A 14,870-nucleotide genomic window follows, 5' to 3' on the forward strand; every position below is an offset into this window, starting at 1 on the left:
AAGATCAACCCCCTGCAGTTTATGAAAGTGCCTGGTTCATGAGGCACGCTACCGTCTAGGAAACTGGGGTCTATTCACACAGCCGTTCCCTTACCGTCTGGTACCTTGAACGAATTGGAAAAACTCAATACGCAAACGTTATTGACCGAAGCACAAGCCCAATTGGCCAATGCACGGGCCTCACTTCAAAAAGCCAAGAGCCAGTACAGCGACACATCATCAGGGCAGATGGTTTTGTCGGGTACAAATTTGCCTCCCGGATTGCCTAATCCCTCAATCAGTATGCCCCAGCAAGCAAAGTCTGGCCCTCCCCGTATCCTTGAAATCAGTGGACAAGGACGGTCGTTATCGGCTCGCCTGATGCTTGATACGGGTTTATCTATCATTGTCCGCACGGGCAGTAAGATCCCCGGCCGCGATTTACTCGTGACGGATATTTCTGCCAGTACCGTCGAAGTAAAAGATACGCAGGGCCAGCGTCATACCCTGACTTTTGGTGAATAACATGACACTTACTAATTCCCCTCCAGTTTTTGAATTCAATGCACTGGCTAACGAATATATGTTCTGGGAAATGGGTTCCCCCCCAGTTTGCTATGTATCTGCCGACCATTGCAAAATGCCTGCGGTTCAAAGTGAACTGCAACGAGCGCTGGCCAAGATCCCCGGTCTGAACACTGAGATAGTTCGCTTTGATGAAATAGCCCAGCACCGCCAAAAAAACCGAGTCCATGTAGAAACTGCAGAAAACCTACAACCGGAAGTCATTGACCTATTTGCCCAAGCAGCAGCCGCGGGAGCGTCTGATATGCATTTTTTGGTCAATACAGACGGTACCACCATCTATCAGCGTATCTATGGCGATTTGTCAGTTGTGGCCAATAAAAAGACTGATGAGGGGATGACTCTGCTACGTTGCATGGTTAACTCCATGACGGATACAGGCGCCAGGGAGTTCATGGAGAACGAGATCCAGGATGCCCGCATTGAAAACAAGTATTTGCACAAAGCTAATTTATATGCGGCTCGCTATGCGCATATTCCTACTGAGAATGGTGTTTATGCTGTTGTCCGACTGATCAAAGATGAAAGAAACGATATTCCCTCGCTGGAAATTCTCGGCTTCAATCCCGAACAGATCACACTGATACGGCGTATGCTCCGCAGTCCATATGGCTTTATCATCCTTTCGGGCCCGACGGGTTCAGGGAAAAGTACCACACTGCGTACTCTTGCTGAGATGTATACCGTGTTTACTTATGGCCTTAAACGCTTACTGGCAATCGAAGACCCCCCGGAGGGCAAACTACCTGGCATCCAGATCCCTATTTTCGCCGACAAAAGTGATCCTATAGCAGTCAAACAAGCCTGGACCCGAACTATTGCGGCCAGCTTACGTCTTGACCCTGATGCATTGATAGTAGGGGAAATGCGTGACAAAGACTCTGTTAAAACTGCGATTTCTGGAGCCGAAACTGGGCACCTTCTGATGGCAACACTGCATGCCAATGACGCGCCGAGCATTATCAGCCGTATGGTTGATACATTGGACGTGCCGCTTGCGCTTATCACTGATCCCCAACTGATTGTCGGCCTGATTGCACAACGCCTGGTGCCTTTACTGTGCCCTAAATGCAAACAGACTTATGAACAAGTGAAAGATAGCCTTGATGCTGATGAATTACAGTTGATTGCGACCTATTGCGACAAAGAAAAAATCCGCTTTCGTAATCACAATGGTTGCAATAACTGTCACTTCGGTACGGTAGGACGCCGAGTTATTGTTGAGGTTATTCGGCCTGATGCTCAGTTCATGCACCACTATCGACATGAAGGCAAGCTTGTAGCTCGAAACTACTGGGTTAACAAGATGGGAGGCACCACGCGCGGCATGCATCTTCAACAATATCTTAATCGTGGAGAAGTTGACCCCCTCGAGGGAGACCGTATCAATCCGCTGGATGAGGACACCTTGTTAGCCCTGGACACCGCTCCCCTTTCTGCCTGACCAATTAGTTTCCTCATATTCCACAACGTAATACCTTTCTGAACTGTTAGGAGCCCACACATGATTTCATGGATAAAAGCTCGCCTAAAAAGCCTGCCGAGTACTAAAATTCGTCCTCCAGCTTGGTTTTCTCGGCTCGATACTTGGGTCGCTCGAAAAACTTTCTTTATGAGTGAACGGCGACATCTTTACGAACAACTGGCCTTCTTGCTCGACAACAAATCTTCACTTAAAGAAGCCATTACCAAACTTCAATACGCCGCCAGGCAAAAAGGAAAAGAGCGGAGTTCTCTGATGTACTGCCTCAGTGATATACATTCCGCATTGACCACAGGGCAAACACTGGACAAAGGCCTGTCAACTTGGGTTCCACATAATGAAAGCACCATCATTATGTCAGCCAGGTTAACAGGTGATTTGAGTAATGCGCTGAAACGTACTATTCAAAATATCGATACGATCGGAAAGCTAAAAAGTAAGGTCATCAGTAGCCAGATTTATCCGGTGTTTTTATGTATGGGTACTCTGGTTGCGATGCACTTTCTTAACGATAAATATATACCCACTGTTCTGGCAATCATCCCACGTGAGGCATTAACCGGGAAACTCGCACTATTCGTCGGTATTACCGAGTTCTTTGTCTCCAACATGTTCCTACTACTGTCTGCAATTGCACTAACAATCATATCCATTCTATGGACCATGCCGAATTTGACCGGAAAGGTTCGTAATCGTGTTCTTGACCGGCTATTTCCATGGAGTGTGTATAAAGAGACTGAGGGTGCGACATTCCTGCTTAATTACGCAGCCCTAATACATCCATCTATTCGTATGGAACAGGCACTTCATCTTCTGTGTGTGTACGCCTCGCCCTGGTTATTTGAGCGCCTTGATGCTACGCGGCGCAAACTCAGTAAAGGGGTGAATTTTGGTCAAGCCCTGCTGTTAACCGGTTTTAACTTCCCCTCACGTGATGCCGCAGTACATCTTTCGATTCTAAGCGGGGGGAATGATGCCCAGGACCTTATTAAGTCATTTGCCTCCTTCTGGCAGAAAGAAAGTCTCAGCAAAATCACCAAAACCTGCGCTGTAGTTAACTTCGTAATTCTGTTGTTCAACGCCAGTTATATCGTTCTGCAAATATTCGCGAGCGTAGAAATCAACGCGCTCGTCAAAACTCTCCACTAACCCTATAGAAAGGAAACTGTTATGAAAATTTTACGTCCATTTAGCACAATGAAAAAACCGCACAACACTATTAATAAAGGGACAACCCTGACAGAAATAATCATGTGGATGGTTATCGCGGGTGTCGTCATGTCTGCAGTTTATGCCGTATCTAAAGGTGCATTCTCAACCAGTGACACATCCAAAGAGCTTAACGCTTATAACGAAATGATGGCTAAAACACCTCGATTGTTAAAAAACGCGGGGCAGTATCCCTATAACGGCTCAGCCGATATGACCGGCACGTATATCGTCATGGCTAGCGGGGCCCCTACTGGTCTAACCCTCGTTGGCACCGCATCTTCTGGCTCAGCCGGTTTGACCAATACCTTTGGTGGTGATGTATCTCTTGCGCCAGTAGCCTCTTCTGGTGGCCAGAAATCTGGATTCTCGCTAACAACGGCCGCTATTCCACAAGATGCGTGTACCGTTATCGCCACCACGTTGAGTTCTGGATCAAACGTGGTGACAACAAAAGTAAACGGAACATCAACATCGGGTCCATTAACGTCTGCAAAAGCTGTGCAGCAATGTACGGCTGACTCGGGATCAACCGGTAACAATACCCTGATCTTCATCAGCCAAAGCTAAGGAGGTTTTATGCGACTTTTCCTTATCGCATTATTTGGCAGTGTGATGCTATGCCTTACCACACCGGTGCATGCCTGGTGTTTTGATGAAGCTGGCGCTCGATATCACATTAACGCACAACTCCTGCGGGCTATTGCGGTTAGGGAGAGCTCGCTGAATCCCAATGCTATCGGCATCAACCGCACTGCGGGCAAAATATCCAGCCGTGATTATGGCTTGATGCAGATTAACACCCAACAATTACCCAGACTTAAACGTCTGGGTATTATCAAAAGCGAACAAGATTTACTGACCAATCCCTGTCTCAACGTTCAAATTGGAGCCTGGATATTAGCCCAGCATCTGCAAATCTGTGGTAGCAACTGGTCATGCTTAGGTTCATACAATGCCGGTTTTTCTCCCGACAGAGAGCCGCGCAGAATGTGGTATTCGAAGAATATTTATAAGGAATACATGCGTCTTGGTGGGGGGGTTTCATGATCTCGACTCTTTTGGTATTGCTGTTATTTGCTGGCCTAGCACTAGCATTTACATTTCGTAACCATGGTCCAGTTTTACGACAGGGTAATCTGTTTCTCCTCGACTACGACCGACCTACTTATTCGCGTCAAATTATTCACCTTCTCCAATGGATTACCTGGAGTTGTACGCTATTGGTTCTGCTACTCAATAGCGTATTTACGCTTTCACCGGCACACTTGCTACAGTCATTTGCCCTGCTGATATTTAGCCTGAACCTTATTGGGCTAGACGCGCAAGAACGCTGGCTACCACTGTGTTTCACTAACAGTTTCTGGTTTGTTGGGCTTTTGCTCACCTTACTTCCTGGCGCCGCGTTATCGCCTTACACCGCTGCCTTCACCAGTCTGGCTGCATTTCTGCTTCTGAACCTGGTATACCGAATTTTGGCCCACAAACAACCTGGAGCTTTGGGATTGGGGGATGTTCATCTACTTGCCGGTCTATGTGCCTGGCTCCCCCTCCCTTGGTTGTCTGGAGCATTGGTACTCTACTTGTTAATAACCGTCAGCTTGTTTGGACGAAAATCTCCGCACCCACTGGCACCCTGGCTGCTCCCAGCCGTCATAGTGACTCATCTTATTCACCCCATTCTGGCAACAGAGGGAAATATCTATGTTGAGTAAAAAGAAATCTTTCTCACATCCCCCCGTTAACCGTGGATTAACCATTGCCGAAACAATCATGGTTATAACTCTGCTATCGGTGATAATGGCCTACAGTATCCCCCGGGTTATAGAGTACAACCAGGAGCGGGCATGGGACATCAGTGCCACCATGCTGTCTGCCGTCAGTGCGTCAGCTAATCGCTATATCAAGGACAATAAAGACACTCTGACGACACAGCTCAAAACCGCAAAAAATGTTGTTATCACAGGTAAACAGTTACAAGACGCAAAATACCTTCCGCCTGGATTCAGTCTAACTACCGATGATGGCCAGTCATATCTAGTAGCAATAACCCAAGACGGCAAAAGCAACTTGATGGCGTTCGTCCTAACCTCGGCGGGCAAGGAAATTCAACCTAATGGACTTAGGTATATTGCTCAAAACATCAGTGGCCTAGGTGGTTATATTTGGCCAGCTAATCAGGCGATCGGTGCAAATGGTAGTTGGACTGTTAATCTCTCCGACTATGGTCTCTCGGGTCAAATGGGTCGCCTTGCTGTCATGTTATCTTCCGACTCACTCGGCAGTGACAGTGAAGCCGGTGATCGTCTGTATCGCTTTAAAGTCAATGGTCGCCCGGATCTAAACAAAATGCATACCGACATAGATATGGGCAATAACTCATTAAACAACACGAGTGCTGTCAATGCCCAAACGGTAACAGTAGAAAATGATATCAAGAGCAACAGCGGCTGGATCATTACGCAAAACGACAAGGGATGGCTGAACGCCACACATGGCGGAGGCCTAACCATGACTGACGACGATTGGGTGCGCAGCGTCAATAACAAAGGGATTTACACCGGAGGACAACTGCGAGGCGGAACAATACACGCCGAAGGCCGTCTGGCCACAGATGAGTTTCTGCAACTCAATAAGATTATGGTGCCTGGTCAATCTTGTGAGGCCGGTATATTAACTCGGGATGCCGAAGGTGCGCCTCTTTACTGCCAAGCCGGTATTTTGACGGGGATAGGGGGTGGTGGTATGTCGCGTGTAGCCGTCAATAATCTTGATATTGTGTCAAATGGGTCATACAAAGTCTTGTTGGTGACTGTATCCAGTTTATTCAACGCCGGTGATGGTTCTCACACCGGTTCCGCATCCTTTAACGTGTATGTCGATGGCGGGTTGGTTGGTGTTGTTAAAACCAGCGTCCGGGTTGATAAAGGTGGTAGTAGCGGACATTACTGGGGGTACCAAAACTATGGTGTTACTCAAAAACAAATCGCAGTCAATGTAAAATCAAACAGTCGCGTCACGGTTATGCTGGCAGGCAGTTCATATCACAATACCAGTGATGTCCGCATCGACCTGACCTCTTAATTTATCCGCACCGCAACTATCTCCGATATACAGGAACTATTTATATGAAATTATCGTATCTGGCCACGCTTGGCCTTTTCCTGCTATCCGGTTGTCAGGCACCTCAAGCGAAACATCCGATATCTACTCCACAGCCTATAACTATTAATACAGGGCAAATCACTCCCTCGTTACAAGATCTCGCCTTAAACGGAGTACTAAATCAGAAAGTACATTTCGTACCCGGCAGTATTCGAGCAAACAGCCAACGACTTTCAGTGACATGGGATGGCGATGCTATTGAGCTCCTGGCCGAATTAGCACGACAACGCGGCTTATCATTCGCTTATACCGGTGTCAGATTACCACTTCCTGTCACTATTCATGTTCAAGACGTTACCTTTGAAACCCTGCTTCGAATTATCCGTACTCAAACCGACTGGCGAGCTCAGCTAGATCAGCAGTCCAGAGAGCTTCGCGTCTACTTTATGCTGCCCCTAAAACAAGGAGCTTTAGCATGATACGAAAAGCCTTGGCCCTCTGTCTGGCACTGGTCACCGTGCCAGTTATCGGGGCAACCATCGATACACCTCCACCACCGGATATCAATGCCTACCTATCGCCAAAGGCCACTGATAAACACGGTCTGAACGACACATTATGGCAACTTCTTAATGATGCGGGGCAAACCGTTGGTTTTCGGGGAGGAAAAGCACAGCGAGCCTGGGAACTGCAACAAGCGCTGAGTATTCAGAATGATGACTTAAATAGACTCTATACCTTTGCTCCGCTGATCAGTCGCCAGGGGTGGTTACCTCCCGTTATTGTCGCGGCTGAATCTCTCGCAAACATTACAGATAACCAGATACGAACCGCTAACAAAACCTACACCATTCTGGTGAAAGAGCGATTTGTCAGTAATCCGCCCTCTTGGCGGCAGTACTTATTGGCCGGACTGGCAGTGAATACCGATATCCCTACAGAAATTGCTCCGAAGAATGGCGCCGAAGAAAAAGTCTGGCGTGCCGCGATAGAAAAGGGTTGGCAAGAAGGACGTGAAAGTGCCGACCGAACGTTAGAAAGTAACTTCAATCGATTAACTCGGGATTATGCCGGCATGGTGCGTTATTCCACTCTGGTGCAGCAAGGCATGATCACCTTACCTGTGGTCAGTGAACAGCTGCAGTCCGTTACTGGCTCCCAAGACAAACTGATGTTGGGTGATAAAGTACGCGACCTGAAACAACGCGCCGGCTTTGAGTTGGATAAGAAACGTTGGAAACCCACTATCACGACACAACAGTAACCTCCTCCTATTTCATATGCTCGGAGTGAACCCATGAATAATAACCCTGGTCAAGTACAGTTACTTTCCTCATTAGGAAACAACTACATAAAAAGTGAGCCTAGTGACTTTTTGGCTCATGAAACGCTACTGGCTGCTGCTCGTGAATATTTAATGATGCGTTCAGTTAGTTCATCAAATACGGTGATATTTATGAGAAATATCCCACGAAAATATACGGACCTCTTCCAAGCGTTAAGCTTTGGCCATCTGGGGTTTCATTCCACTTACATCAATTATCCCTATTATTTAAGTTCTGTGCGTGGAGCCCTATATGACAAATCTTGATGAATTTGATTTTTCAGGCGGACTCGACGCAAACAAACTCCGAAGTTTTTTTGTTCACTGTTATCGCCATAAAGTCTCTGATATCCATCTGCAGAGTGGAAGCCCAATCATTGTTGATCACTACGGCCGCAAGGTTGTAACCAACAAGTTCAATATTGATAGTTCCCAATTGGTGCGCCTCGTCGATGAGATATACACCCCTGATATTAAATCACTGGTCCAAGGGGGCTGTGGTGCTGACCGGGCTTTACAGCTGGAAGGTGATAATACTGGCCGTTTCGGACTCGAACGTGGTGAACGGGTGCGTTATCGCACTAACTTCATTCAGGCCACTATTGGTTCGCTTAATACAGCAATGGCCATCACGTTACGTATTATTCCATCAGCTATCCCGCCCTTAGAGACAATGGGCCTGGAAGATGATCTCCGTCGCAGTTTATTACCTATGGATGGTCTGGGTTTAACGTGTGGTCCAACCGGCTCAGGGAAATCCACATTATTAGCCTCAACTTACCAGCATTACGGAGAAACACATCCCGACGGAAAGGTCACCACCTATGAAGATCCGGTCGAATATCTGCTAGGGGGTCCTCAATGGGTGCTCAAGCCTCAACAATCCGAAATTGGGAGAGATGTTCCGAGTTTTGCTGATGGCCTTCGTCTCTCGTTACGTCAGGCACCGACTTTAATTGGTGTTGGTGAGATACGTGATCTTGATACGTTAGAAGCCGCCATCGCCTGTGCTCACTCTGGCCATCTGGCCCTCAGTACATTGCATGCTTTCTCTCCGGGCCATGCTTTTTCTCGTTGTATCCGAATGGCGTCCAGTGACACCCGTGAACAAGTTGCCTTTGATCTACTTGATGCTTTGCGGTTTGTCATCGTGCAACGCCTCCTGCCAACGACTGATGGTAAACGTATCGCTGTTAGAGAATACGTCCTATTTGACGATGATTGGCGCAGCAAATTATCTCAACAACATTATTCTCGCTGGCCTGATCTGATTAACGCGTCACTTCGTGAGAGTTCGACGCGCATTGCAGATCAAACCTGGGAACTTTTTGTGAACGGGCGAGTTGCTGAACATGTAGCGGAACAAGTGATGGGATGGCGAGAATTTAACGAAAAACGGAAAACAACATAATGAACAACGATTATTGCAACTGGTTAGATGCGGGTCGCGCCGTCACGATCTTTGGCATTCCAGTGCTGGTTTATCTGGTGTTTATCGTGTGGGTATTTTGGCCAAGTATGCTGATGTTCCTCTTCTGTGTCGGATTGTTGGTGTTTTACAAACTACTGGCTTTCTTTGATTACACCCTCACGGTGGTATTCCAGCGTTTATTGCACCGGTTGCGCGGCAACATCATTACCGGTCGTCCCTGGTGGTATCGAAAATTCTTTGAATAGGAGTCCTATATGATAATCCTCAGCTCTGGCCATCCTTACCAACCTGTTGGGAGGCACAATGAAAGCAACTGAATCTACCTACCTCGTTATTCCATTCGAACAGTTGAAAGAAGCCAAACGGCAGGCAGGTAAGCTGGACAATGGTGAGAATGCGCTGGAGTTCGACCCTGATCGCAAAATGTGGTTTGCCAAAGAGGGCTCTGAACTCGACAAACTCACTCGCTGGCGCATCGATAATACGCTGGCCACCGAAACCAATAACGATTCCGCCCAAGAGTTTGGCGACTTTATCCGTTCACTCGGCGGAAATCTTCAAGGCGACCCAGAGATGGATGGTCTAACTCATCGGATATCGATGAATGATGACAAGCAAGGTAAAAAATCTGGCGTTTATGTTGGTCATTTGGATGGCTTTGCCAATGGTTGGTTTGCTGATCATCGTGATGGCCATAGAAATACCTGGTCATCGAACTCAGACAGGCCTGACCCCATAGTGTTAGCACACCGCAAGGCAATGGCTGCACAAGAGCAACTACGGCGCGATGCCAGAATACGCCAAGAGCAAGATAAGAAATCAGTCGAAGTCACCAAGTTATACGAGCGGTTGAGCCAAGCCAGCCAAGACCACCCCTACTTAAAGAAAAAGGGCGTGAAGGTAGCCAAAGGAATGCTCATTGATGATCGTAATCAATTGGTCATTCCATTATTGAATGTCGCCGGTGATATACGAACACTACAAACCATTGCACCCGACGGCAGTAAGCGTTTAAGCAAGGGGGGGCAAAAAGAAGGTAATTTCTTCATTGTTGGTGGCACCCTTAAGAATGGTCAGCCCATTGTCTTTGCCGAGGGTTATGCCACCGCCGCCAGTGGGGCTATGGCTCTAAAATACCCGGTGGTGATGACCGTTGATTCTGGCAACTTGGTCAAGGTGGCCAAAGCACTGCACGAGCGTTACCCCGACAGTCCAACCTTGTTCTTGGCTGATGATGATCTTCCTAAGCCAAAACGCCCTGGCAATCCGGGGAAAGAAAAAGCCACAGAAGCCGCTGAGCTTACTGGCGGCATTGTTATATTACCGGCATTTACTGCAGCTGAGCGCGAGAAGGGATTGACGGACTTCAATGACTTTCACCAGTCACGCGGTTTGTCGGCACTCGCAGAACAATTGGCCCCTGTTTTTGCTCCGTTACATCGTCCCTCACCTCTGGAACCCACAACAATGGAAAATACACAGACTGAGCCCACACCTGAAATTGATATACCCTCCGTACAAGACCTACCCGTTAATGAATATTCTGACTATGGTCATATTGCTGATAGCGTCTTCGACCAAGAGGTCCAAGATTTCACGCCATATGCTATCAATGACCCCATACCCCCTGTCACTGCAGAGCAGACCGTTATTCAGGAAGCACCTTTAGCTACGGAGCAAATCGTTATTCCAGAAACACCTGCGGCAGTTAAAAATGAGACTGAAGAAGCAAAACAGGAAAATATTGCACCAATTGCTAACCCAACGATACCCACCGTTACGGCGCCCAAAGAAAAACCCATTGAGTTAGTTTCTTTCGCTGGCCGGCTGGCACCTCAACCTGCAACATCGACCCCTAATGAGCAACAAGCCCAGTCAGAGACTAACCTTGCAGCACAAACGGAAGACGCTATCTGTATCGAGATGCCTGCGGGCCAAACTCGCCAAGTGGCTCCACTCGATCTAGATGCATTGATGCAACAAATTACCCATGAAATGGCCCTCGATGGACGGTCAGTAAAATATCTCTTTTCTGGTGAACCCGCCTTTGTCGACCACGGCGACCGCATCACAATGGCGAACGCGGCAGCAAGCCAAAGTGATGCCATGATATTGACGGCCTTACTTGTTTCACGCGAACAATATCGGGGGCGCATTGAGCTTACGGGGAGCGATCAGTTCAAGCATCGCGCCATTATGCTAATTGCTGAATACAACCTCGATGTCAAAATGAAAAACCCGCAGCAGCAACTGATGTTAGATGAGGCCCGTAAGCAGTTGGCAGACGAACCAACCCCAGGAGCGGAGGCAACACCCGTTGGCCCACAGACAGCATCTATTATGACTGAGGGTCAAACAACAGAACCTGCCACAGCAACAGCAACACCATTGGCGAACGAATTACCTCCAGAATTACGGCCTACAGTGCTTCCCCCAGAAATACCGCGAAATGCCAGTCGTAAGGAAAGTGAAGCAGGTCTGACAGGCGCTTTATTGGGGCATGGTCCCGCACCGTACAATTTTGATTCGTCTGAGAATCTTAGCTATTACGTACATTTACGTACCGCGCATGGAGAACGTTACGTTTGGGGGAAAGAGTTGGCACAGGTCATGCCAGACAGTGGCCTCAGTAAAAACGATGTGGTGACGCTGACCTGGCTCGGCAGTAAAGAGGTCACGGTCCAGGCTAAAGTACGTGACGCGAACAATAAGATCGTGGTCGATAAAAACGGAGTTGAACAGACGGAGGAAATCATTTCCCACCGTAATCAATGGGCAATAAAGCCGGCAGTCGACCCTCAATTGCTTGTCAGCCATGAACAGCAGACTACACCGCCAGCGTCACTGACAGCTTATGACATGACCCATTTTTTTGCGTTACAACAGCAGGTTGTTGAATTGGCGGCAAAAGCAGGGGTATCACTGCCTCCATTGCCTGCACAGGCCAATGATCTTGTGTGGTTTAAGCCTAACGGCCAAGGTACAGCAGCCCCTGCCACTCGACCGGCGACCACCCCACTGCCTGCACAGACCCAAGATGCAGGTACTGTACTCATGAAAACGATGACAGCCGAAAACCAACTTAAGTTATTACTGGTAAAAGGCTTAGGCGATTATGTGCAAGGCGTCGTGCAATACGAAGGTGAGTACCATCCGGTGCTCGGTAAACTTTGTATCAATGACAAAGGGACACGTTATGTAGCCTTAAATGCGGTTACGGCTGACGGCATCAAATCCATAGGCCACGGTAATGCCATCAATCACGCCGAAGGAGCCAATAACGCTTTCGTGTTCCGTCTCCAGGGGGAAAAAGACAAACTTTATGCGACGCTGGTTGAACCCGCAAAGTGCCCCCCGGTACTGCATAAGCAACTTGGGTTTACGCACGACTATATTCCACCGTCGCAAGCCCCGCAGAGCCGGGACAATCACACCGTGGAAAACCGGATCAATCCGGCACCTCAGGCACCGCGTCCAGGCTTATAAGGAAAGGCAATGCAACGAAGATACTATTTTATACTTGCCGCCCTGGTGGCCAGCACCTTATCTTTGCAGGTTCAAGCAGCGGATTGCCGTGCGGCTACTGCGGCACAAGCTGGGGCGCAGGCTGGCTACGAACGTGCTCGCAAAGCTGCAGAAGCATGGTCACAACGTGAAAATCAGGTATCAAGCGGATTGCAGCAATGCTTGGGAGATATCAGCACAGCCATTACGGTACCGACTTTCCCTGACCTCAGCGGCATCTTGAACGGGATAAAGGACAAAATCTGTCGCGCTGCAAGAGACAAGATCCAAGAATATGTACCGAGTAACATTGACCCATGGGGAGATTTGTCGTCTCGCACCAGCGGTGTAATTGGCACCTCATCGAATTCAGTCAGTGTACCTCAGTCCTATGCACCTACCACTTATAGTCAGATACCTGCAGCTACGTCCCCAGTGAGCTCCGCCTCCGGGGACGGTTACATCTTCACTCGCTAACCGACCGTACCTTTAGCGGTTTCCCCTGTTCTTCTTTGCAACCCCGTTCGGTCTCCCCTACGGGGCTTGCCAGTGGATATCACCATGAAAAAAAATCTACCCGCTCCCTCTGATGGGGGGAGTGCTGACCCGTATGCGTCTGCAAGAGCACAGCACATTGAAAGCCAGCTCAATGTCAGTTTCACCCGAAAATCTCTCATGGTGAACATATGGCAAAGTGCTTCTCTTTTTCTTTGTCTGTTGATTATCGCTGTTCTGGGATATACCGTTTTAAACCCGCCAGTAAAATATTTTGCAACACAAGATGGTCGTGTTATCCCGCTGACCCCAACAGATCAGCCAGCTTACAGTGATGCGGATGTTACCGATTTTGGCAACCTTGTTATTCGTGAGGCGTTCACTCTCGACTTCGTGAATTACCGCTCACAAATGAATAACTTACTTCCCCGATTCTCAGATGAAGGCTTTCGCAGCTATTACGCTGCGCTGACCACATCCAACGTACTTGCCTCCATTAAAGACAAAAAAATGAACATGTCGGTGATGACGTCTCCAGGCGTAGTCGTTAGCAAGGGAACGTTAGAAAACGGGGTTTATGCCTGGAAAATTCAATATCCCGTCAAATTCAAATTGACCGGTCAGACAACGTCACTGCCTGAACAAAGTTTTGTGTTGTCACTGCTTATTCAGCGTACCGATCCACGATTGAAGAATACCGGTCTGGAAGTATCTCAGCTCATTACCTATGAGGCTCAATAACCATGAAAATCCAGTATGCCAGTCTGCTCCTGTTAACGTTGGTTAACAGTGTTAGCGCTGCAATCACCACTGACGTCGCTGCGGCCCCCAATGCCTGGCAACCAGCACAAACGCTAAGTGCAGTACCGACAACCAGTACACCACAAAATGTTGCCGCTCAGGTGGCACCAACAGCAGGGCCTGCGCCTACAGCCCCACTTCCTCAAGGCGGAGCAACCCCTCTGCCCTCACCCGCGCTAACTTATGCTCAAGGTCAGATGGCTCCATTATCGCCTGATGATGTGACTGGCTTACGGGGGACATTTGACCAACTGCAACGTAGTGAGGGGCGAGCGCCCGTCACTGCGGTTCCCCGGATTAGTTCTCTGACGGTCAACCTGTCACCTGGTGCCTCACTACCCATGCTGCGGGCACTTCCAAACTTTCCTGCGACCGTATCTTTTACTGATGAAACAGGCGCACCCTGGAATATTGACGCGCCACCAATCAACGGTAACGAAGCCGGGTTTTCCATCAATTACATTCCAAACAGTCCGGTAATGTCAGTTCAGGCCAGACGGGCCTATGACTCTGGGAGCGTGACGGTATATCTGAAAGGTTTACCGGTGCCTGTAGTGATCGCCTTATCCAGTGGCGAACCAGATAACCCCGGACAAGCACAAATTACAGATAGCAGTCTGAACCTTCGTATTCCTATGCGGGGCCCAGCCGCTAAAGCCCAACCTATTGCGCGAGAGAAAATCAGTTTGGACAATCCAACATTGCAATCCTTTTTGGATGGTGTCCCTCCCAAAGAAGCTAAGCATCTCAAAACCAGTGGTAACGTCCCGATGACATCTGTTTGGCAATTAGGCGATGACTTATATATCCGCTCACGCAGCGATATACGGGATGCGTTTGTAGAAACCTCGGCAGCAGCAGATGGAACTCGAGTTTGGAAATTGCCCGTCACCCCCGAAGTGGTTTTTTCCGTTCAGAGCCGAAATACCACACTGAACATCAACCTGGAGTAA

General features: G+C 48.4%; 16 protein-coding genes. All 16 read left to right on the forward strand.

The features are described from left to right. The first annotated feature begins 114 nt into the window (after window positions 1–114). Window positions 115–504: a type IV pilus biogenesis protein PilP gene (pilP, locus tag DBA33_RS15385; RefSeq protein ID WP_162975218.1), complete on the forward strand. Its 390-nt coding sequence runs from the start codon at window positions 115–117 to the stop codon at window positions 502–504. A 1-nt stretch (window position 505) separates the two neighbouring features. After that, window positions 506–2,008: an ATPase, T2SS/T4P/T4SS family gene (locus DBA33_RS15390; protein WP_205582781.1), complete on the forward strand. Its 1,503-nt coding sequence runs from the start codon at window positions 506–508 to the stop codon at window positions 2,006–2,008. A 60-nt stretch (window positions 2,009–2,068) separates the two neighbouring features. Further along, window positions 2,069–3,196 (forward strand): type II secretion system F family protein, encoded by a 1,128-nt coding sequence (locus DBA33_RS15395; protein WP_120806738.1) that lies wholly within the window; start codon window positions 2,069–2,071, stop codon window positions 3,194–3,196. Window positions 3,197–3,217: 21 nt separating this feature from the next. Next, window positions 3,218–3,826 carry a type 4 pilus major pilin gene (locus tag DBA33_RS15400; protein ID WP_120806739.1) on the forward strand — a complete coding sequence of 203 codons (609 nt, stop codon included), beginning with the start codon at window positions 3,218–3,220 and terminating at the stop codon, window positions 3,824–3,826. Window positions 3,827–3,835: 9 nt separating this feature from the next. Further along, window positions 3,836–4,306 carry a lytic transglycosylase domain-containing protein gene (locus DBA33_RS15405; protein WP_120806740.1) on the forward strand — a complete coding sequence of 157 codons (471 nt, stop codon included), beginning with the start codon at window positions 3,836–3,838 and terminating at the stop codon, window positions 4,304–4,306. Further along, window positions 4,303–4,971 (forward strand): prepilin peptidase, encoded by a 669-nt coding sequence (locus DBA33_RS15410; RefSeq protein ID WP_120806741.1) that lies wholly within the window; start codon window positions 4,303–4,305, stop codon window positions 4,969–4,971. Before DBA33_RS15405 ends, DBA33_RS15410 begins: the two co-directional genes overlap by 4 nt. Beyond that, the gene (gene pilV / locus DBA33_RS15415; protein WP_205582782.1) at window positions 4,961–6,340 is read left to right on the forward strand and encodes a shufflon system plasmid conjugative transfer pilus tip adhesin PilV; all 1,380 of its coding nucleotides are present in this window, start codon (window positions 4,961–4,963) and stop codon (window positions 6,338–6,340) included. Before DBA33_RS15410 ends, pilV begins: the two co-directional genes overlap by 11 nt. A 44-nt stretch (window positions 6,341–6,384) precedes the next feature. Beyond that, window positions 6,385–6,840 carry a DotD/TraH family lipoprotein gene (locus tag DBA33_RS15420; protein ID WP_120806742.1) on the forward strand — a complete coding sequence of 152 codons (456 nt, stop codon included), beginning with the start codon at window positions 6,385–6,387 and terminating at the stop codon, window positions 6,838–6,840. After that, complete coding sequence (locus tag DBA33_RS15425; RefSeq protein ID WP_120806743.1) at window positions 6,837–7,625, forward strand: type IV secretory system conjugative DNA transfer family protein; 789 nt, start codon at window positions 6,837–6,839, stop codon at window positions 7,623–7,625. Before DBA33_RS15420 ends, DBA33_RS15425 begins: the two co-directional genes overlap by 4 nt. A 33-nt stretch (window positions 7,626–7,658) precedes the next feature. Next, window positions 7,659–7,952, forward strand: coding sequence for a hypothetical protein (locus DBA33_RS20670; protein WP_162975219.1), 294 nt, complete (start codon window positions 7,659–7,661; stop codon window positions 7,950–7,952). Then, entirely contained in the window at window positions 7,939–9,096 is a 1,158-nt protein-coding gene (gene traJ, locus DBA33_RS15430) for a plasmid transfer ATPase TraJ (protein ID WP_120806744.1), read from the forward strand. Before DBA33_RS20670 ends, traJ begins: the two co-directional genes overlap by 14 nt. Beyond that, a complete protein-coding gene (icmT, locus tag DBA33_RS15435; protein ID WP_050074346.1) occupies window positions 9,096–9,362 on the forward strand; it encodes an IcmT/TraK family protein in 267 nt (88 codons plus the stop codon). The genes traJ and icmT overlap by 1 nt, the downstream gene beginning before the upstream one ends. Before the next feature lie 58 nt (window positions 9,363–9,420). Next, window positions 9,421–12,603 (forward strand): LPD7 domain-containing protein, encoded by a 3,183-nt coding sequence (locus DBA33_RS15440; protein ID WP_120806745.1) that lies wholly within the window; start codon window positions 9,421–9,423, stop codon window positions 12,601–12,603. Window positions 12,604–12,612: 9 nt separating this feature from the next. Further along, a complete protein-coding gene (locus tag DBA33_RS15445) occupies window positions 12,613–13,098 on the forward strand; it encodes a hypothetical protein (protein WP_108088342.1) in 486 nt (161 codons plus the stop codon). An 84-nt stretch (window positions 13,099–13,182) separates the two neighbouring features. Then, complete coding sequence (locus DBA33_RS15450) at window positions 13,183–13,857, forward strand: DotI/IcmL/TraM family protein (RefSeq protein ID WP_120806746.1); 675 nt, start codon at window positions 13,183–13,185, stop codon at window positions 13,855–13,857. Between the two features lie 2 nt (window positions 13,858–13,859). Next, complete coding sequence (locus DBA33_RS15455; protein WP_120806747.1) at window positions 13,860–14,870, forward strand: DotH/IcmK family type IV secretion protein; 1,011 nt, start codon at window positions 13,860–13,862, stop codon at window positions 14,868–14,870.

The organism is Yersinia sp. IP36721 (genome assembly GCF_003634395.1).
GTDB lineage: Bacteria > Pseudomonadota > Gammaproteobacteria > Enterobacterales > Enterobacteriaceae > Yersinia > Yersinia entomophaga.